The 18,761-nt window shown below is 62.0% G+C and carries 17 protein-coding genes; 15 read left to right on the forward strand and 2 right to left on the reverse strand.

The window, feature by feature from the left end; translation table 11 throughout:
* Positions 1–19 precede the first annotated feature (19 nt).
* Complete coding sequence (gene xth, locus ACTJKE_RS14440; protein WP_057255799.1) at positions 20–811, reverse strand: exodeoxyribonuclease III; 792 nt, start codon at positions 809–811, stop codon at positions 20–22.
* Positions 812–1,017: 206 nt separating this feature from the next.
* Between xth and ACTJKE_RS14445 the strand changes: the two genes are divergently transcribed.
* Entirely contained in the window at positions 1,018–2,481 is a 1,464-nt protein-coding gene (locus tag ACTJKE_RS14445; protein WP_058320614.1) for a phospholipase D-like domain-containing protein, read from the forward strand.
* A gap of 33 nt (positions 2,482–2,514) precedes the next feature.
* On the opposite strand, the gene erpA is transcribed toward ACTJKE_RS14445, so the two are convergent.
* Positions 2,515–2,847 (reverse strand): iron-sulfur cluster insertion protein ErpA, encoded by a 333-nt coding sequence (gene erpA / locus ACTJKE_RS14450; RefSeq protein ID WP_057255803.1) that lies wholly within the window; start codon positions 2,845–2,847, stop codon positions 2,515–2,517.
* 214 nt (positions 2,848–3,061) lie between these two features.
* Between erpA and ACTJKE_RS14455 the strand changes: the two genes are divergently transcribed.
* From ACTJKE_RS14455 to ACTJKE_RS14520, 14 genes are all read left to right on the forward strand, one after another.
* A complete protein-coding gene (locus ACTJKE_RS14455) occupies positions 3,062–4,279 on the forward strand; it encodes a deoxyguanosinetriphosphate triphosphohydrolase (protein ID WP_057255805.1) in 1,218 nt (405 codons plus the stop codon).
* 96 nt (positions 4,280–4,375) lie between these two features.
* Positions 4,376–6,136: an arginine--tRNA ligase gene (argS, locus tag ACTJKE_RS14460; RefSeq protein ID WP_057255806.1), complete on the forward strand. Its 1,761-nt coding sequence runs from the start codon at positions 4,376–4,378 to the stop codon at positions 6,134–6,136.
* Positions 6,137–8,486: 2,350 nt separating this feature from the next.
* Positions 8,487–9,098 (forward strand): SPOR domain-containing protein, encoded by a 612-nt coding sequence (locus ACTJKE_RS14465; RefSeq protein ID WP_440691924.1) that lies wholly within the window; start codon positions 8,487–8,489, stop codon positions 9,096–9,098.
* Positions 9,099–9,252: 154 nt separating this feature from the next.
* Entirely contained in the window at positions 9,253–10,269 is a 1,017-nt protein-coding gene (gene nagZ, locus ACTJKE_RS14470; protein WP_112995897.1) for a beta-N-acetylhexosaminidase, read from the forward strand.
* Between the two features lie 36 nt (positions 10,270–10,305).
* Entirely contained in the window at positions 10,306–11,172 is an 867-nt protein-coding gene (locus ACTJKE_RS14475; RefSeq protein WP_375374138.1) for a segregation and condensation protein A, read from the forward strand.
* Positions 11,165–11,896 (forward strand): SMC-Scp complex subunit ScpB, encoded by a 732-nt coding sequence (gene scpB, locus ACTJKE_RS14480; protein ID WP_057255812.1) that lies wholly within the window; start codon positions 11,165–11,167, stop codon positions 11,894–11,896. Before ACTJKE_RS14475 ends, scpB begins: the two co-directional genes overlap by 8 nt.
* 76 nt (positions 11,897–11,972) lie before the next feature.
* Entirely contained in the window at positions 11,973–13,085 is a 1,113-nt protein-coding gene (locus ACTJKE_RS14485; protein ID WP_112995896.1) for an ABC transporter ATP-binding protein, read from the forward strand.
* 93 nt (positions 13,086–13,178) lie between these two features.
* Positions 13,179–13,385, forward strand: a complete 207-nt coding sequence (locus ACTJKE_RS14490) for a twin-arginine translocase TatA/TatE family subunit (RefSeq protein ID WP_057255816.1) — start codon at positions 13,179–13,181, stop codon at positions 13,383–13,385.
* A 74-nt stretch (positions 13,386–13,459) separates the two neighbouring features.
* Positions 13,460–14,137: a Sec-independent protein translocase protein TatB gene (tatB, locus tag ACTJKE_RS14495; protein WP_057255818.1), complete on the forward strand. Its 678-nt coding sequence runs from the start codon at positions 13,460–13,462 to the stop codon at positions 14,135–14,137.
* Complete coding sequence (tatC, locus tag ACTJKE_RS14500; protein WP_057255820.1) at positions 14,134–14,976, forward strand: twin-arginine translocase subunit TatC; 843 nt, start codon at positions 14,134–14,136, stop codon at positions 14,974–14,976. The genes tatB and tatC overlap by 4 nt, the downstream gene beginning before the upstream one ends.
* Before the next feature lie 46 nt (positions 14,977–15,022).
* Entirely contained in the window at positions 15,023–16,306 is a 1,284-nt protein-coding gene (gene serS, locus ACTJKE_RS14505; RefSeq protein ID WP_093232422.1) for a serine--tRNA ligase, read from the forward strand.
* Positions 16,307–16,333: 27 nt separating this feature from the next.
* Entirely contained in the window at positions 16,334–17,101 is a 768-nt protein-coding gene (gene surE, locus ACTJKE_RS14510; RefSeq protein WP_440636904.1) for a 5'/3'-nucleotidase SurE, read from the forward strand.
* Entirely contained in the window at positions 17,102–17,755 is a 654-nt protein-coding gene (locus ACTJKE_RS14515; RefSeq protein WP_440636902.1) for a protein-L-isoaspartate(D-aspartate) O-methyltransferase, read from the forward strand. It begins immediately after the preceding gene.
* Positions 17,756–17,936: 181 nt separating this feature from the next.
* Positions 17,937–18,581, forward strand: a complete 645-nt coding sequence (locus tag ACTJKE_RS14520) for a biotin biosynthesis protein BioC (RefSeq protein WP_440636900.1) — start codon at positions 17,937–17,939, stop codon at positions 18,579–18,581.
* Positions 18,582–18,761: the final 180 nt, after the last annotated feature.

The raw sequence follows: 18,761 nt of genomic DNA on the forward strand, positions 1-18,761 counted from the left end.
CGAACGGCAGATCCGCACCTCAGGCGGCCGCGAAAGCAAACTCGCCGATAACAGGAACGTGGTCCGAGGGCTTTTCCCAGGCGCGAACATGTTTGTCGATCGACGTCGAAACCAGTCGATCGGCTGCCTCCGGCGACAGCATCAGATGGTCGATGCGAATGCCGAAATTCTTCGGCCAGCAGCCGGCCTGATAATCCCAGAACGTATAGAGCGGCACCGCGTCTGAGGTGGCCCGCACCGCGTCGGTGAAACCGAGATTGCGCAGGCGCCGATAGGCCGCGCGCGTCTCCGGCAGGAAAAGTGCGTCGTTCTGCCAGACTTTGATGTCCCAGCAGTCGTGCTCCTCCGGGATGACGTTGTAGTCGCCTGCCAGGATGAAGGGCTCTTCGAGCAGAAGGCGCTGCTCGGCATAGGCGGTCAGCCGGCGCATCCAGGCGAGCTTATAGGGGTACTTCTCACTATCGACGGGATTGCCGTTCGGCAGGTAGAGCGAGCAGACACGGATCACGCCGCCGGCAACCGAGAACACGCCTTCGATGAAACGCGACTGCTCATCGGAGTCGTCGCCCGGCAGGCCGCGGTTGACTTCGTCCGGACGCAGCTTGGAGAGCAGGGCGACGCCGTTGAAGCCCTTCTGGCCGTGGGTCTCGACATGATAGCCGAGGGCTTCGATCTCCAGACGAGGAAAGCCGTCGTCGACAGACTTGATCTCCTGCAGGCAGACGATGTCCGGATTGGCTTCCTTCAGCCATGCCAACAGGCTGTCGATTCGCGCCTTGACGCCATTGATGTTCCAGGTGGCAATCTTCATGGCTCGAAACGCCCTTCCATACAGGTGAGTCCTTGCGGCGGGACTCTTCTAGCCGCTCCGGATTCTTTTGACAAATCCGATACCTGCGGACTTTCAGCGCTGGGCAGAGCTGCAACGACGACGGGCGACGCCGCGCGCAGTTTATATACGGTATAGGTGCGGCTGCTTGAATTGATTCCGATCCATGGCCGGCTATAGTCCGGCGCATGATCGATCTCGTGCAGAACTACTGGCCGCATATCCTGGCGCTGCTGTCCTTCGCGCTTGGCATCCCGGCTGCCATTCACGCCGCCATGACCAAGGACGACGTTCGCGCCGCCGCAGGTTGGGTCGGTGTCGTTCTGCTCTCGCCGATCGTCGGGGCATTGCTCTATGCCGTTGCCGGCATCAACCGTATCCGCCGCTCCTCGATCGGCTCGCAACGCGCACTGCTGCGCGGGCAAGGCCCCGATCAGTTCGGCAGGTTCGATATCTCTGAAACAGATATTGCCGGAAGTTTCGGGAATCGTTTTGCCGCGATGAAAATTCTCGGCGACCGTGTTTCCCGGCACCGCATGTGTTCCGGCAACGGCATCGAGGTGCTGGCCGGCGGGGATGCTGCCTATGAGGCCATGCTGGTGGCCATTGCCGGTGCGCAGCGCAGCATCCTGATAGAGAGCTATATCTTCGATCGCGACGTGGTCGGCCTTCGCTTTGCCGACGCCTTGATCGCCGCGATCGCGCGTGGCGTCCAGGTGCGCGTACTGATCGACGCAGTCGGCGCGCGCTACTCCGTCCCCAGCATTGTCGGTCATCTGAAGACGGCCGGCGTTCCGACGGCCGTCTTCAACGGCAATATCATCATGGGGCTGAGGTTGCCCTATGCCAATCTGCGCACGCACCGAAAGATTCTCGTGGTCGACGGCCGCGTCGCCTTTGCCGGCGGCATGAACATCCGGGCGGGCTTTAGCAGCGAGATTGCCGGCGAGGAGCCGGCCCTCGACACGCACTTTCGGGTAACGGGCCCGGTGGTCGCCGACATCTTTCAGGTCGCCGCCGAGGACTGGCAGTTTTCCAGCGGGGAGATGCTGACGGGCGGTGCCTGGGCGCTCGAAGAAATGCCTTTGCCGGCAGAAACGTCTTCTGTGCTGATGCGCGCCATACCCTCAGGGCCGGACGCCACGAACGAAACCAATCACAAGATGCTGATGGGGGCGTTCTCGGTGGCGCGCAAGAACATCCGCCTGATGTCGCCCTATTTCCTTCCGGACCGCGAACTGATCAGCGCCTTGGTGACCGCGGCGCGCCGGGGCGTCGAGGTCGACATCATCGTGCCGGCGGTCAACAATCTGCTTCTGGTCGATCGCGCAATGACCGCCCAGTTCGATCAGGTATTGAAAGGTCATTGTCGGGTCTGGCGCGCCGAGGGCGCCTTCAACCATTCGAAGCTTCTGATCGTGGACGAGCGCTGGGCCTATGTTGGGTCGACCAATCTCGATCCGCGTTCCCTGCGTCTCAACTTCGAGTTCGATCTCGAAGTGCTGGACGATGGTTTCGCCCATACGATCGGCGGCATGATATCGGATGTGCTGGCTTCGGCCGAACCGGTCACGCTCGAGGCCTTGCGCGCCAAGCCACTTATCGACCGGCTGGCGAACCGTGTGCTTTGGCTGGGGTCGCCGTATCTCTGACGGCGACCCCAGGCAGGCCAGGTGGCCGTTGGCTCAGATGGAAAAACTCGTTCCGCATCCGCAGCTTGCGACCGCATTCGGATTCTTGATCTGAAACGACTGGCCGAGCAGGTTGTCGACGAAGTCGATCTCTGAGCCGCCCATATAGACGAGCGACAGGCTGTCGATCAGCACCTTGGCGTCGTTCTTCTCCAGCACCAGATCGTCGTCGTTGGCGCTGTCGACCAGGTCGAACTTATAGGAGAATCCCGAGCAGCCGCCGCCTTCGACGGACACCCGCATCGCGTTGTTGTGACTGTCCGAACGAAGGATCGTGGCGATCCGCTTTGCAGCAGCGTCCGAAAGGGTCACGGTTTCTTGCGTCATATCTGCCTCCTGCCGGGGTCAAGAACCGGAGAGATTTGATTGTCGTTTGCAGCACCGCCTCGGCCAACGCCGGGAGGTCGTTTCAACCCCCGCGGCCAAGCCGTTGCTTTCGCTTGCGGAATCGGTCGATGCTTGCGCGACGCGTTTCCGTGGCTTTCACTATAGGTATGAAGGCTTCAATGTCCCGTCAATGGGATGACGATTTGGGTGGAAAATGACATTCGACAAAAATGCGCTGGGCTTCGGTTATGGTGAACACGCGCCGTTCGCGTCGAACCCCTGGGCGACGCGCGGCAGGCTCTATCCGGAAGCGTCGAGCGCGACACGTTCGGATTTCCAGCGCGATCGCGATCGCATCGTCCACACGACGGCCTTTCGCCGGCTGAAGCACAAGACACAGGTCTTCATCGCTGCCGACGGCGACCACTATCGGACGCGGCTGACGCACACGATCGAAGTGGCGCAGATCGCCCGCGCCCTGGCGCGTGCCCTCAAGCTCGACGAGGACCTCGCCGAAGGCGTCGCCCTCGTTCACGATTTCGGTCACACGCCGTTCGGCCATACGGGCGAGGACGCCCTGCACGAGATGCTGAAGCCCCATGGCGGCTTCGACCACAATGCCCAGTCGCTGCGCATCGTCACCAAACTCGAGCGGCGCTACGCCGAGTTCGACGGGCTGAACCTGACCTGGGAGAGTCTTGAGGGGCTGGTCAAGCACAATGGGCCGTTGCTCACGCCCGACGGGCAGGGCACGCGTGGACCGGTCCCTCAGCCGATCCTGGACTACTGTGCTCTTCACGATCTGGAACTGGCGAGTTACGCGAGCCTGGAGGCGCAGGTCGCGGCCATCGCCGACGATATCGCCTACAACACCCATGATATCGATGACGGCCTGCGGGCCGGCTACCTGACCTTCGAGATGCTGGAAGACGTGCCGTTCCTTGCCCGTCTGATGCGCGAGGTTCACGATCGCTATCCCGGTCTTGAAAGCAGCCGCTTCACGCACGAAATCATGCGCCGTCAGATCACGGCAATGGTCGAGGACGTGATCGGCGTCGCCCAGCAGCGTATCGCGGACATTCGCCCCGAGAGCGTAGCCGAGGTACGTCAGGCGGGTACGGTCATGGCGACGTTCTCCGAGGAGATGAGCGAGACGGACAAGCAGATCAAGCGTCTGCTGATGACCCGGATCTATCGCCACCCGGAAGTGATGCGGGTGCGGGAAGGTGCGGCGTCGATCGTCTGCGATCTCTATCATGCCTTCATGGACGACCCACAATTGATGCGGGAGCACTATTGGATCGATCAGATCTCGGGCATGGCCGAACCGGCGAGGGCCCGTCATGTCGGCGACTATCTGGCCGGCATGACCGATACCTTCGCGATCAGCGTGCACAAGCGCTTGTTTGACCACACGCCGGATTTGCGGTAGGGACGCCCCGCCCGGAGGCTTACGGTTCAAGCGAACCGAGCCTCCTTTTTGAGTTTTGCGCCGGCCACATGTGGTCGGGAAAAGCGGACGGATCAGATGAATCTCTTCACGGACTTCGAATCAAGAATTAAGGACATTCTCGAAACGCTTGACAGCGTTCGAGAAAAGCGATCCGAGCTTGACTTCGGCCGTGTCAATGTCGAGCCGCCGCGCGATCCAAGCCACGGTGATGTCGCGACCAATGCCGCCATGGTGCTGGCCAAGCCCCTCGGCCTGAACCCGCGGGCGCTCGCTGAGCTCATCGTTGAGAAGCTCAAGCAGGATCCGGAAGTCACCGAAGTGACCGTTGCCGGCCCGGGCTTCATCAACGTCCGGCTTTCGGTTTCCTATTGGCAGAAGCTGCTGTCGAACATGGTGCGCACCGGCCCCGACTATGGCCGCAGCACTGTCGGTTCGGGCCGCAAGGTTAACGTCGAATATGTCTCGGCCAACCCGACGGGACCGATGCATGTCGGCCATTGCCGCGGCGCCGTGGTCGGCGACGCGCTTGCCAACCTTTTGGCCTTTGCCGGTTATGCGGTGACCAAGGAATACTACATCAACGACGCCGGGTCGCAGATCGACGTTCTCGCACGTTCTGCCTTCATGCGGTATCGCCAAGCGCTTGGTGAAGACATCGGCGAAATCCCGCCGGGTCTTTATCCGGGTGATTATCTCGTTCCGGTTGGCGAAGCGCTCGCCGATGAATTCGGCACGAGCCTGCGCCTGATGCCCGAAGACAAGTGGATGCCGCTCGTCAAGGACCGGACGATCGATGCCATGATGGTGATGATCCGAGAGGATCTCGCGGCGTTGAACGTCACTCACGACGTCTTCTTCTCCGAACGCACGCTTCACGCCAATGGGGCGGCTGCGATTCGTACGGCAATCAACGACCTGACCTTCAAGGGGCACGTCTACAAGGGTACGTTGCCGCCGCCGAAGGGGCAGCTCCCGGAGGATTGGGAAGATCGCGAGCAGACGCTGTTCCGCTCGACGGAGGTCGGTGACGATATCGACCGGCCGCTGATCAAGTCGGATGGAAGCTACACCTACTTCGCCGCTGACGTTGCCTACTTCAAGGACAAGTTCGACCGCGGCTTCGACGAGATGATCTATGTGCTGGGCGCCGACCATGGCGGTTACGTCAAGCGGCTTGAGGCGCTGGCGCGCGCCGTGTCTGGCGGTTCGTCGAAACTTACGGTTCTGCTCTGCCAACTGGTCAAGCTCTTCCGCGACGGTGAGCCGGTGAAGATGTCGAAGCGCTCCGGCGATTTCGTCACGCTGCGCGAAGTCGTCGATGAAGTCGGCCGTGATCCGGTTCGTTTCATGATGATCTACCGGAAGAATTCCGAGCCGCTCGACTTCGACTTTGCCAAGGTTACAGAACAGTCCAAGGATAATCCGGTCTTTTACGTGCAGTATGCGCATGCGCGTTGCCGGTCTGTGTTCCGCCAGGCGGCGGACGCGTTCCCGGATCTGGACATCGAATCGCTTGATTTCGCCGGTGCGGTTCAGGGGCAGATCGAGGATCCGACGGAGCTTCAGCTCGTTGCCAAGCTCGCAGAATATCCGCGCGTGATCGAGGCCGCGGCACTGGCTCAGGAGCCGCATCGTATCGCGTTTTACCTGTACGATCTTGCCGCTGCCTTCCACGGACACTGGAACAAAGGTAAAGAGAATCCGGAATTACGTTTTGTTAACGATAAAAATAGACAATTAAGTACTGCCAGACTCGGGCTGGTGCATGCTGTCGCTTCGGTATTGAAGTCCGGCCTGTCTATTACAGGCACCTCCGCACCGGAGGAAATGCGATAAGTATTGTCACCATTTTCCCACAATGCACTGGCACATAAATACAGGCAATTGTGAGTGGAGAGCATGGCAGACAAACAATTCGCACGAAGCGGGCCGGCTGAATTCGATGTATTGGCAGACGATGATCCGTTGGCCGAACTCGCCCGGATCGTCGGTTACGATGCCCGTCCGGCCGTACAGCAATTGCAAGAGTTGCAGCGACATCAGGAGGCGGTCCGTCAGGAGCCCGCCTTCGATCTCGAAGACGAACTCCTTCGCGCTTTCGACAGCTACGATGCGCCCCGTGCTGGGCAGCAGCCTGCTGTGGAGCCGGTTTCGGCGCCGCAGCCGGTCGAAGAGGCCCGGATCGAGCCGGTAGCCGAATTCGCGGAAGAGTACGAGGCGCCGATATTCCGTCAGCCCGAGCCGGTCGCAGCACCGGCCGCTGTCGCCGAAGAGGAACCGGAGCAGGTTGTCGAGGTGCAGTCGTTCTCGGCCGCCCCTCAGGCTGCCGAAGTCGATAACGCCGAATTCGTCGCCGACGAGCCGGCGTTCGATCTGGAGCGCGAGCTCGAACTGTCGCTCGGCGAAGCCGATCTGTTGCCGTTCGAAGAAGAGCCGGTATCTGAGGCGAAGGAACAGGTAGTCGACGACTGGCAAGCGCCGGCCGCAGATTTGTCGACGGCTTGGGCCGAGCCCGCTGCTGTCGCCGAAGCGTTCCCGGTTTACGACGAGCCGAGCCTTGAGGTTGCCAACCTTGACGTTGCTAGCCTTGACGTCGCTCCGGAGGAGCGCGTGGACGATGCCGTATACGTGAGCGAGACAATCCCGGAAGAGCCCGCTGGCCATGACACTGCCCGCGACGATCTTCTTGCGGATATCGAGCGCTTCCCGGTTCCGCCGATCACCGCCGTGGTTGCCGCTGCCGTGCAGTCTCATCCGGCCCTTCACGCCACGCAACAGCCGGTCGTTGCTCCCGCCGCCGCGCCGGTAAACACGGTTGCGGCGCCGGCGAAGAAGAGTCCCTATCCCTTTACGCCGACCTTCAGCCGGGCGACGCCCGTTGCTTCGCCCTCGGGCGCCAGCCAGCAGCGCGCCTTCGCCGGTCCGCTCGTGACGCAGGCAGCGCCTGTTGCGGCACCCGCAGCTGCCGCAGTCGCCACGCCTGCCGTTTCGCCGGTGGTTGAGGCTGTCCAGCCGGTCCAGCCCGTTGCAGAACAGGAGAACGAGCCGGGCTTCGACATCGAGAACTTCGAAATGGAGCTCTCCGATGCCGCACTGAAGCTCGATCTTGCGGACCTCGGGCCGACCGAACCGATTGCCGTCGCACCTGTGGTCGTGTCGCAGGCTGCTGCGCAGCCGGTCATCGAAGCGGTTGCTCCGCAGCGTGAACCGGAACGTTCCGTCGAAACCTTCGTGGCTCCGGCCCCGGTGGAGCAGCAGGACGTGCAGCCTGAAAGCACGCTGCCCTTCGATCCCTCGATGATCGCCGAAGCCGAGAATGGCGTTGCGCCGATCGCCGACATGGACGTGCCGCAGCTGCCCGTCATCGAAACGGAAAAGCCGGTCGCCTATCCAGCAGACTACGATCTCGATATCGACGCGGAAATGGCGCAGCTGTTCGGCACGCCGGCTCCGGCCGCCAAGGATCCCCGTCCGGCCGCGGTTGAAAAGGCCGAGGTGGCTCGTCCGACCTCGGCAGCAAATGCAAATCCGTCGTTCGGAGGCGGCGCGCTCGACGATTTCGACGAATTCGAGAAGGCGATGGAAGAGGACTTCCGCCGCTCCATGACCGAACGGAAGTCCCCGACGCGTGATGCCGAGCGGGTTTCCCCGGTGCAGAGCCAGGACGATGCGGGCGACTATCGCGACTACGGCTCGGGCCGGCGGTCGCAGCGTACGATGCTGCTCGCGGCAAGCGTTGCTGGCGTCATCATTCTCGGTGGCGCGGCTGTCTACGCCTGGATGGGCGGCAGTGGTGCGGTAACCTCTGCCGAGGGTCCCAAGATCATTCTCGCCGACAAGGGGCCGGTTAAGGTCGTGCCGGAAGAAAAGGGCGGCAAGACCGTTCCGAACCAGGACAAGGCCGTTTACGACCGCGTCGCTGGAGCCCAAGCCGGTGCGCCGCAGCAGGAAGCATTGGTTTCTTCGACCGAAGAGCCGATGGACGTCGTTCAGAAGACGCTGACGCCGGAAACGCTGCCGCTTGAAGGCAGCGACGACTCGGATGGCCTGCAGGCCAACCTGCCGGCCGATGACGAGGACGGCGCTCGCTTGCTGCCGGATGGCGGCACCCAGACTGCCGCTCAGGAAGAAGACAAGGCACCGGCCGTTGCACCGCGCAAAGTGCGCACAATGATCGTCAAGCCGGATGGCACGCTGGTTGCTCGTGAAGAGCCGGTTGCCGCACCGGNGTGCGACGCAGCCGCTGCCGGAAGCGCCCTCGAAGGAAGTCGCTTCGGCTGATGTCACTGCTGCCGGTCAGGCATCGGCCAATGTCGATCAGGTGGCGCTTGCCGCAACGGGCAATGCCGATATCGAACAGGTTCCGGTTCGCAGCGTGACGACGACGGCAACAGGCGACAAGGCGCCAACGCCGCAGGCGCGTCCGGTCGAGCAGCCGGCTAATGTTGCCGGCACTGCTACCGAGCGCAGCAACGTGCGTCCGGCCGAAGAGCCGGCGGCTGCCACTGCAGAAGCCCAGCCGGCGCAGCAGGTTGCAACCGCATCGGTTCCGACCGGCGGATACTTCATCCAGGTCGCATCCCTGCCGTCCGAAGCCGAAGCACAGAAGTCCTACAACAGCCTTTCCAGCAAGTTCGGCAGCGTCATTGGCGGCCGTGGCGTCGATATCCGCAAGGCGGAGATCGCCGGCAAGGGCACCTACTATCGTGTCCGCATCCCGGCCGGCTCCAAGGAAGAGGCAAATGCCCTGTGCTCCAAGTACAAGGGCGCTGGCGGAAGCTGCCTGGTGACCAAGTAAGCCGGGCACAACGGATAGAGTTGAGGAGGGCGCGGCTCATAGGCCGCGCCCTTCGCATTTCAGGGTTTTCGTTTGCCCCATGGCCTTGTGCATGAACGACGGGGCTTCGTCTTTGTGGCTTCGCGCCGGGCGACGCCCGCTCTATGCTCTCTCAATGAGCGAATCAAAAGCATTTATCTCGGGCTGCAAGGGCCTTTCTCTTAACGAAGACGAACGCCAGTTCTTTGCCGGCGAGCGGCCATGGGGCTTCATCCTGTTCGGGCGCAATATCGGCGAGGAGCAGCAGATCGCCGATCTGGTGGCGTCGCTTCGCGACAGCATCGGCAATCCGAACGCACCTGTGCTCATCGACCAGGAAGGCGGGCGCGTGCAGCGCATTCGCCCACCGCTCGTCCAGCAATACCCGAATGGCGCGGCGATCGGCGAAATCTACCGACGCGACCGGGAGCTCGGTCTGCGCGCTGCCTGGCTGATGGGACGCCTCCACGCCTTCGACCTGATGCGCTTCGGCATTACCGTCGATTGTCTGCCGGTGCTCGATGTGCCGGTGCCCGGCAGCCACGACGTCATCGGCAATCGCGCTTATGGTCACGACCCTGAGACCGTAACGGCGATCGGCCGTGCGATGGGCGAGGGGTTGAAGGCCGGCGGCATGCTGCCTGTCATGAAGCACATGCCCGGTCACGGCCGCACCTTCGTCGACTCGCACCACAATCTGCCTGTGGTCAGTGCTACTTTCGAAGAACTTGCTGGCAGCGACTTCCTGCCCTTCGTTGCCATGAAGGACGAGGTGATGGCGATGTCGGCGCACATGGTCTTCACGACGATCGACCCGGACAATCCGGCGACAACCTCGGCGAAGGTCGTCCGCGAGATCATTCGCGGTCACATCGGTTTCGACGGTCTCTTGATGTCGGACGACGTCTCGATGAACGCGCTTGCCGGCGATATGACCGCTCGCGCGCGCAACATCATCGCCGCGGGGCTTGATCTCGTCTTGCATTGTCATGGCATAATGGAAGAAATGAAGGCCGTCGCCGACGTGGTGCCGGTTCTCGCCGGCGAGAGCCTGCGTCGGGCGAAGGCTGTCGAAGCGGCGTTCCGGGCGCCTGACGATGCGAGCGAAAGCGATCTACGGACGGAGTTTAACGGCCAGTTCGCGACGGTGTAAGGTAGGCGCGGCCGGCAGGAAAGGATTGGACTGTCAGTGAGCAATGCGGGCGAAAGACAAGGCAAGCCTGCGTCGAAGGCGCCGATGGAGCCCCTGTGGCAGGAAGAGACTTCAGAGCGCGGGCTGCATGAAGAAGCGCTGGTGGTTGATCTTGCCGGTTTCGAAGGCCCGCTCGATCTCCTGCTTCATCTTGCCCGCAGCCAGCGTGTCGATCTTTCGCGCATCTCCGTACTTGCACTCGCCGAGCAATATATCGCCTTCATCGAGCGGGCGCGCAGCATCCGCATCGAGCTTGCCGCCGACTATCTCGTCATGGCGGCATGGCTTGCCTATCTGAAATCGCGCCTGCTGATCCCACAACAGGCGAAGGACGACGGTCCAACGGGCGAGGAAATGGCCTCGGCCCTGGCTTTCCGGCTGAAACGCCTGGAGGCGATGCGTGAGGCGGCAACAAGGCTCATCAATAGAAACCGGCTCGGCCAGGATGTCTTCGTTCGCGGTGCCCCGGAACATATCGTCACCGAGAAGAAGTCCGGCTTCGATGCCTCGCTCTATGATCTCCTGAGCGCCTATGCGAGCCTGCGTCAGCGTCAGGCGATCACGCAGGTGACGATCGAGAAGCGCCATGTGTGGTCGCTTGCCGACGCGCGCCTGATACTGGCGCGCATGATCGGCGGTCTCGACGATTGGACAGCGCTCGATCATTTTCTCATCCGCTACATGACGACGCCGAAGGAGCGGGCAACGGCGATCGCCAGTTCCTTCGCAGCTTCGCTCGAGATGGTTCGCGAGGGCCGGCTGGAGATCCGCCAGGAAGAGGCCTTTGCGCCCATCTATCTTCGGCGCGGACCGAACCCGATCGATGCGGAGACGCTTGCCGAAATGGAGGCAGCCCGTGGCTGAAGCCCAAAAGTACGTGCCCGAAGCTTCCGACGAGGACGATGAGATCGGAGCGACGCCGACCTTCGATCCTCGGATGGAGCAGGAAGCCGAGCGGATCGCGGAAGCCCTGGTGTTTGCTTCGGCGCAGCCGGTGTCGGAGACCTATATCGAAAGTCGCCTGCCGCGTGGTGCCGATGTCGGTCGCATCATGATGCGGCTGAAGGCGCTCTACGCGACGCGCGGCGTCAACCTGGTTCAGGTCGCCGACCATTGGGCTTTCCGCACGGCAGCCGATCTCTCCTTCGTCGTGCAGACCGACGAACAGGAGGTCCGCAAGCTCTCGCGCGCTGCGCTCGAAGTTCTTTCCATCATTGCCTACCACCAGCCGGTGACCCGCGCGGAGATCGAGGATATCCGCGGGGTTCAGACGTCGAAGGGCACGCTCGACGTGCTGATGGAAGCGGGCTGGGTCCGCTTCAGGGGACGCCGGCGCACGCCGGGCCGGCCGGTCACCTTCGGCACCACCCGCGATTTTCTCGATCACTTCGGTCTCGAAGAACTGCGCGACCTGCCGGGTATCGAGGAGCTGAAGGGGGCGGGGCTGCTTTCCGGCCGCGTGCCGTCCAATCTCAATATTCCCGTTCCGGTAGGCGAAGACGAACTTGCCGAGAACGAAGACCCCATCACCCAGCTGGACCTTGAAGAACTGGGGCTCTTGACACCGAAGGGCGAAGAAGCTGATTAAAACCTGAATGGGGATATCGGCTTTCCCTGGCGCCCGGCCGTTTCAGCGGGCGCGACTGGTGTCAAGGAATGCGAGCATGGTTTCAGATCCGCAGGACGCTCCCGTCATGACAACGCGACGGACGGCGGGTGTATCCTTCGCGGCGAGCCTGGCCTTCGAAGATATTCATCACAGCTATCACGCCAAGGAAACGATCAAGGGCGTCAGCCTGGCGGCCAAGGCCGGCGAGGTCCTTTGCCTGCTCGGTCCGTCTGGGTCCGGCAAGACGACCTTGCTGCGTATCGCCGCAGGGATCGAGAAGCAGAGCACGGGACGCCTTCTGCTCAATGGCCAGGAGATTTCCGGCCCCACGGTTTTCCTGCCGCCCGAAAAACGCGGTGTCGGGCTGATGTTCCAGGACTTCGCGCTCTTCCCGCACATGTCCATTCGCGACAACGTCCGCTTTGGCCTGACGGCGCTGCCAAAGAAGGAAGCCCTGAACCAGGCGGACGCGGCACTCGAGCGTGTGGGGCTCTCCCACTACGCTAACCAGTACCCGCACGTGCTTTCCGGCGGCGAGCAGCAGCGTGTGGCGCTTGCGCGCGCGCTTGCGCCGCGTCCTGCCGTGCTTCTGATGGATGAACCGTTTTCCGGCCTCGACTCGCGTCTGAAGGATTCGATCCGCGCCGATACGCTCGCTATCCTCAGAGAGACCCGGGCGACGGCGATCGTCGTCACCCACGATGCGGAAGAAGCGATGCGCATGGCCGATCGAATTGCGCTGCTGCAAGATGGGCGACTTGTCCAGGTTGGTACGGCAGATGAGCTTTACCGCCATCCGAGAAACCTCTTTGCGGCCGGTTTCTTCTCGGAAATCAACGTGTTCAATGCGCAGGTTCGCAATGGCCGCGTTGATACGCCGGTCGGCACCGTAGCGGCCGGGCGCCACGGCGAAGGGGAGCGCGTTTCGGTCGCGGTGCGGCTTTCCGGGGTGCGCGTCGGCGAGGAGAATGGCGACACGCCTGCGCGCATCGTTTCCCGCCGGTTCATCGGTGTGGTGGAGTTGTTGGAACTGGCCGTGCCGGGCTGCGAGGACATTGTGCGCGCCCGTATCCGCGCGGACCAATTGCCGCAAGGATTGCGTGACGTAATGCTTTCGGTTAACGAGCGGGATATATTGCTGTTTGAAAAAGACGCATCAACGTCTTAGGGTCGATCGCAAGGCGCGATTGTCCGTGGCACGCCTGAAATTTGACATGTGGCAGGCTCTTAATTTTGATGAGAGCCTCAAGGGAGTAAGAGCATGGGGTCCTTAAGCATCTGGCACTGGCTAATCTTTTTGGCGGTGGTCCTGCTATTGTTCGGCCGTGGCAAGATTCCGGAATTGATGGGCGACGTTGCCAAAGGCATCAAGAACTTCAAGAAGGGCATGAGCGAGGACGACGCCGGTTCGGCTGACAAGACGATCGACAACAAGACGGTCGACCACAAGTCAGACGAAGTTCGCTAACGATCAAGCGTCCGTAGGGCCCGGCTGGCATTGATGCCAGGCGGGCTGGGTCATGGATTTGCAGGACATATCAAATGCTTGATATCGGCTGGACCGAGCTTGTCGTCATTGCAATCGTTCTCATTGTCGTTGTCGGGCCGAAGGATCTGCCGCCGATGCTGCGGGCATTCGGGCGCATGACCACGAAATTGCGTGGCATGGCCTCCGAGTTCCGTCAGCAGTTCGATGAAGCGTTGCGCGAAGCGGATCTGGACGACGTCCGAAAAACGATCAGCGATGCGCAAAGTCTCAACCCGGCCAATGCGCTCAGGGATGCGATGAATCCGCTTCGCCAGATCGGCAACGATATCAAATCGGACCTGCAGAAGGCTGCGACGCCTGACAAGCCCGCCACGACGGGTACCACCGAGCCCGCGACTGCGGAGCCGGTCATGGCCGCTCCGGTAGCTGTCGCGGAAGCGAAGCCCGCAGATGCGGTCGCCGCTGCGGCCGTAGGCTCTGCCACTCGTCAGCTCGAGCGCGCCGAGGTTGCCGTCCCGGCTGAAAAGCCCAAGCGGATGCCAAAGGCGAAGGCCGATCCGGCACCGGTGGCAAAGAAATCTGCAACGCCAAAGGCGGCTGCGCCCAAAACTCCGGCAAAGGCACCCGCAAAGGCGGTGGCCGAGAAGAAGTCGTCGAAGCCCGCTCCAGCCGAGCCGGCTACCAAGACGTCCAAGCCGCGCGCCAGCACGCGCAAGAAAGGTGAAGCATGAGCGGCGATATCGAGGACCGGCCGCAGCCGCTGATCGAGCATCTGATCGAATTGCGCAGACGCCTGATGTGGGCCGTCGGCGCGTTCTTCATGGCGTTCCTCGTCTGCTTCTACTTTGCCAAGGGCCTCTTCAACCTTTTGGTGCTGCCGTTCAAATGGGCAGTGGGCTGGGCCGGCCTGAACCATCGCAATGTCGAGCTGATTTATACGGCCCCGCAGGAATTCTTCTTTACCCAGATCAAGGTGGCGATGTTCGGCGCTATGGTCATCGCCTTTCCCGTGATCGCCGCGCAGATCTACAAGTTTGTCGCCCCAGGCCTCTACAAGAACGAACGCGCTGCCTTCCTGCCATTCCTGGTCGCGTCGCCGATACTGTTCCTCATGGGGGGCGCCCTGGTCTATTTCTTCTTCACGCCCATGGTTATGTGGTTTTTTCTGGCCATGGAGCAGGGCGGCGGCGAAGGGCAGGTGGCAATCCAGCTCCTGCCAAAGGTATCGGAATACCTGAGTCTGATCATGTCGCTGGTCTTCGCTTTCGGCCTCGTCTTCCAGTTGCCGGTGGTGACGACGTTGCTTGCGCGCGTCGGGCTCGTCACTTCCCAGGGCCTCAAGGATAAGCGAAAGTACGCGATCGTCATTGCGTTCTTCGTCGCAGCCATCTTGACGCCGCCCGATCCCGTTTCCCAGATCGGCCTTGCACTGCCAGCCATCCTTCTCTACGAAATTTCGATCTATACGGCGCGACTCATCGAAAGACAGCGGGCAGCGGACGCGCTCAAGAGCGAAGTTGCCGAGTCGCAGGAAGGATCTTCCGGAGAGGTCGGCCCCGCCAAGGGCTGAGCATTCGAGATTTCGCGCCGTGAGTTGACCAACGCGTGGAACGACAATGCTTGATATTAAATGGATCCGTGAAAATGCCGAGATGCTGGACGCCGCCCTGGCGAAGCGGGGCGCGGAGCCTTTGTCGGCGTCGCTGATCGCCCTCGACGAACGCCGCCGCACGATCCTTCAGTCGCTGCAGGACATGCAGTCGCGCCGCAACGCTGCGTCCAAGGACATCGGCGCCGCTATGGCGCAGAAGAACGCCGAGCTTGCCGAAAAACTGAAGGCCGAGGTGGCCGAACTCAAGAACGCCATGCCGGCGCTTGAGGAAGACAGCCGCAAGGTGGAAACAGAGCTCAACGACGCGCTCTCCCGCATTCCGAACATCCCGCTCGAGGACGTTCCGGTCGGCGAAGATGAGACCGGCAACGTCGTCAAGCGCGTGGTCGGCAACAAGCCCACCTGGAATCACCAGCCGCGCGAGCATTTCGAGATCGGCGAGGCGCTCGGCCTCATGGATTTCGAAGGGGCTGCCCGCATTTCCGGCTCGCGCTTCACGATCCTGAAAGGCCAGCTGGCCCGGTTCGAGCGTGCGCTCGGCCAGTTCATGCTCGACCTGCACACCCAGGAACACGGCTACACCGAAGTGCAGCCGCCGCTCCTCGTGCGCGACGATGCGATGTACGGTACGGGACAGCTGCCGAAATTTGCCGAAGACCTGTTCCGCACGACGGACGGTCGCTGGCTGATCCCGACTGCAGAAGTGCCGCTCACCAACATCGTTCGCGAGCAGATCCTCGAAGGCGAAAAGCTGCCGCTGCGCTTCACCGCGCTGACGCCGTCCTTCCGCTCGGAGGCGGGTTCGGCCGGTCGCGACACCCGCGGCATGCTGCGCCAGCACCAGTTCAACAAGGTCGAATTGGTTTCGATCACCGATGCCGAAACTTCGGTGGATGAGCACGAGCGCATGACGGCGTGTGCGGAAGAGGTGCTGAAGCGCTTGGGTCTGCACTACCGTGTGATGACGCTCTGCACCGGCGACATGGGCTTCGGTGCACGCAAGACCTATGATCTGGAGGTCTGGCTGCCGGGACAGGATACCTACCGCGAGATTTCGTCCTGCTCGGTCTGCGGCGATTTCCAGGCCCGCCGGATGAATGCCCGCTACCGCACCAAGGAAGACAAGGGCACGCGCTTCGTTCATTCGTTGAACGGATCCGGTGTCGCCGTCGGGCGCGCGCTGATCGCCGTCATCGAAAACTATCTGAACGAAGACGGTTCGGTATCGGTGCCGGATGTGCTGGTGCCCTATATGGGCGGCCAGACGCGCATCGAGAAGGCCGTCTGAGCGGACGTCAAGGGAAGGACGGCAACCATGCGGATCCTGCTGACAAACGATGACGGCATTCATGCTGAAGGTCTCGCTGTGCTCGAAAGGGTCGCCAGGACGATCTCGGACGATGTCTGGGTCGTGGCACCCGAAGCGGACCAGAGCGGTTTGGCGCATTCGCTGACCCTGTCGGAGCCGCTGCGGCTCCGGCAGATCGCCGAGAAGCGCTTTGCCCTCCGGGGCACGCCGACGGATTGCGTCATCATGGCGGTTCGCAAGGTGCTGGATCGCAAGCCTGATCTCGTGCTCTCCGGCGTCAACATCGGTGCCAACATGGCCGATGACGTGACCTATTCCGGCACGGTTGCGGGCGCTATCGAGGGCACGTTGCAGGGCATTCGCTCGATCGCGCTCAGCCAGGCCTATCACCACGCCGTCGGCAAGTCCGTGCCTTGGGATGTGGTGGAGACGCACGCGCCGGGCCTGATCCGCAAAATGATGGCCGTGGACTTGCCCGATGGCACGTTCCTCAACGTCAATTTCCCGAACTGCTCAGCCGACACCGTTGCCGGGATCGAGGTAACGTCGCAAGGCAAGCTCGACTTTGGCCTGTCGATCGATGAGCGGACGGACGGCCGTGGTTTTCCCTACTTCTGGCTGCGCTTTGGCGAGCGGTTCGGCGATTTTCGCGCCGGAACCGACATTCATGCTCTGCGCGAGAATCACATCTCGGTGACGCCGCTCAAGCTCGACCTGACGGACTATAGCGTCCAGGACCGTCTGATGCGGGCTTTGAACGAAGGGGCTCATTGATTGAGCGTGCGCGTTTCGGAACAGGAAGGCTTTGCCAGGATGGTGCTACGGCTGCGCGCCGCCGGCATCATCAATCATGACCTCCTCAAGGCGGTCGAGCAGACCGCGCGCGGCCAGTTCGCGCCGCCGCAATATCAGGCCGAGGCTTACTCGCAGCGCACGATTCCGCTCGAGTGCGGCTCGTTCATGGAAGGCTATGATTTCGCGGTGCGGTTGCTGCATTGTCTGAACCTGAAGACAGGACAGCGCATCCTCGAGGTCGGTACCGGCAGCGGCTTTACCGCAGCTGTGATGGGGCGGGTGGCTGAACGCGTCCTGACGATCGACCGCTATCAGACACTCGTCGGTACGGCGCAGAAAAACCTTGAGAAATCAGGCGTTCGCAACGTCATCGTTCGCCATGCGGATGGCAGCGCCGGGGTGCCGGGCGAGGGCACGTTCGACCGCATCCTGATCACCGCTGCCTTCAATAGCCTGCCGCGCATGTTTTCCGATCATCTCGTCTCAGGCGGAACCTTGGTGGTGCCGATCATGATGAGTGAGACTCATTGCCGGGTCGTTCGGGTCAACCGAACGGGAAGCCGCTTCGATCGCGAGGATCTGTTCGATGCGCCCTACCTTCCGATCGTGCCGCAGCTCGCGTCGTTCCTGTGATACGGCCGCTGCCGAACATCTCCGCCGGCACTTTGGTGCGTTAAGGAATTCTTAACCGCGTCCAGCCTCGCGCAAGCTTCGCGCCATACCCCTCCACTGCACGATAGGTTCCGCCCGCGAGTCGTCGCTCTTGCACGACTGGGATGTTGCTGCCGGATCGTGAGATTGACGGAGACGGCAAATGCAGATCGCGAACAGGCTGACGGCCGCAGCATCGGGCGACGGGCTGAATAATCTTGCAGGGCGCAACGCCGGCCAGGCGAATTCCGCCGGCAAGGACGAACAGTCCGCACAGGCGCTCGCGGCGAGTTTCTTCGACCCTACTCCGCGCATCTCCCTTTCCGCCGATGCTCTGCTCTATCTCAGCCAAACGAAGAAGGCATCGGACGGACAGCCGGCGCTCAGCCGCGACGAGTGGAACAACCGCCTGTCTCCGCAGCTGGCGTTGCGCGAATACCAGGCCTTCGGCAAATTTCTCGATGCCGGGGATCATGAGGGCTACTACAAGAACTTCATCGACTACTACGACAGCCTTCGTCCCGAAGATCAGGACAGCCTGCGCTATTTTGGGACGCGTGAGGCCGCCGTGGCCGGTCTGCGGTCGCTTGAATATGAACGGGCGAGCGGTGCGGACGGCGACACCACGTTCCAGACGCTGGTGAGTGTCCTGCTTGAAGAAGACAAGACCGCTCAGTCCGAAACCCCGGTCCGTCCCGAGGGGCGTCCGATTTTCGCCTGGGATCTGACAAGCATCAGCTATGAAGATGAACCAACGGAGCGGCGTTCCGTTTCGGAAATCGAGCGTCTCTATTCCGAACTGAGCTAGGTTCTCGCGATTGCCGCACGCGGGGCTTCTGCGCCCGCGAAGCGTGGCGGGACGCTCGCGGCGTGCGGCCAGGCCGATCGGCATTCTCAGATGGCCGGCCGGGCCTATGGTTAGCGTTTCGTCAAATTAGTCCTTTGGTGGTGCTGACCTTAACCGGGCGGTAACTCTAATACGCTTTAA

Source organism: Ensifer sp. 22521, assembly GCF_052044795.1.
Lineage (GTDB): Bacteria > Pseudomonadota > Alphaproteobacteria > Rhizobiales > Rhizobiaceae > Ensifer.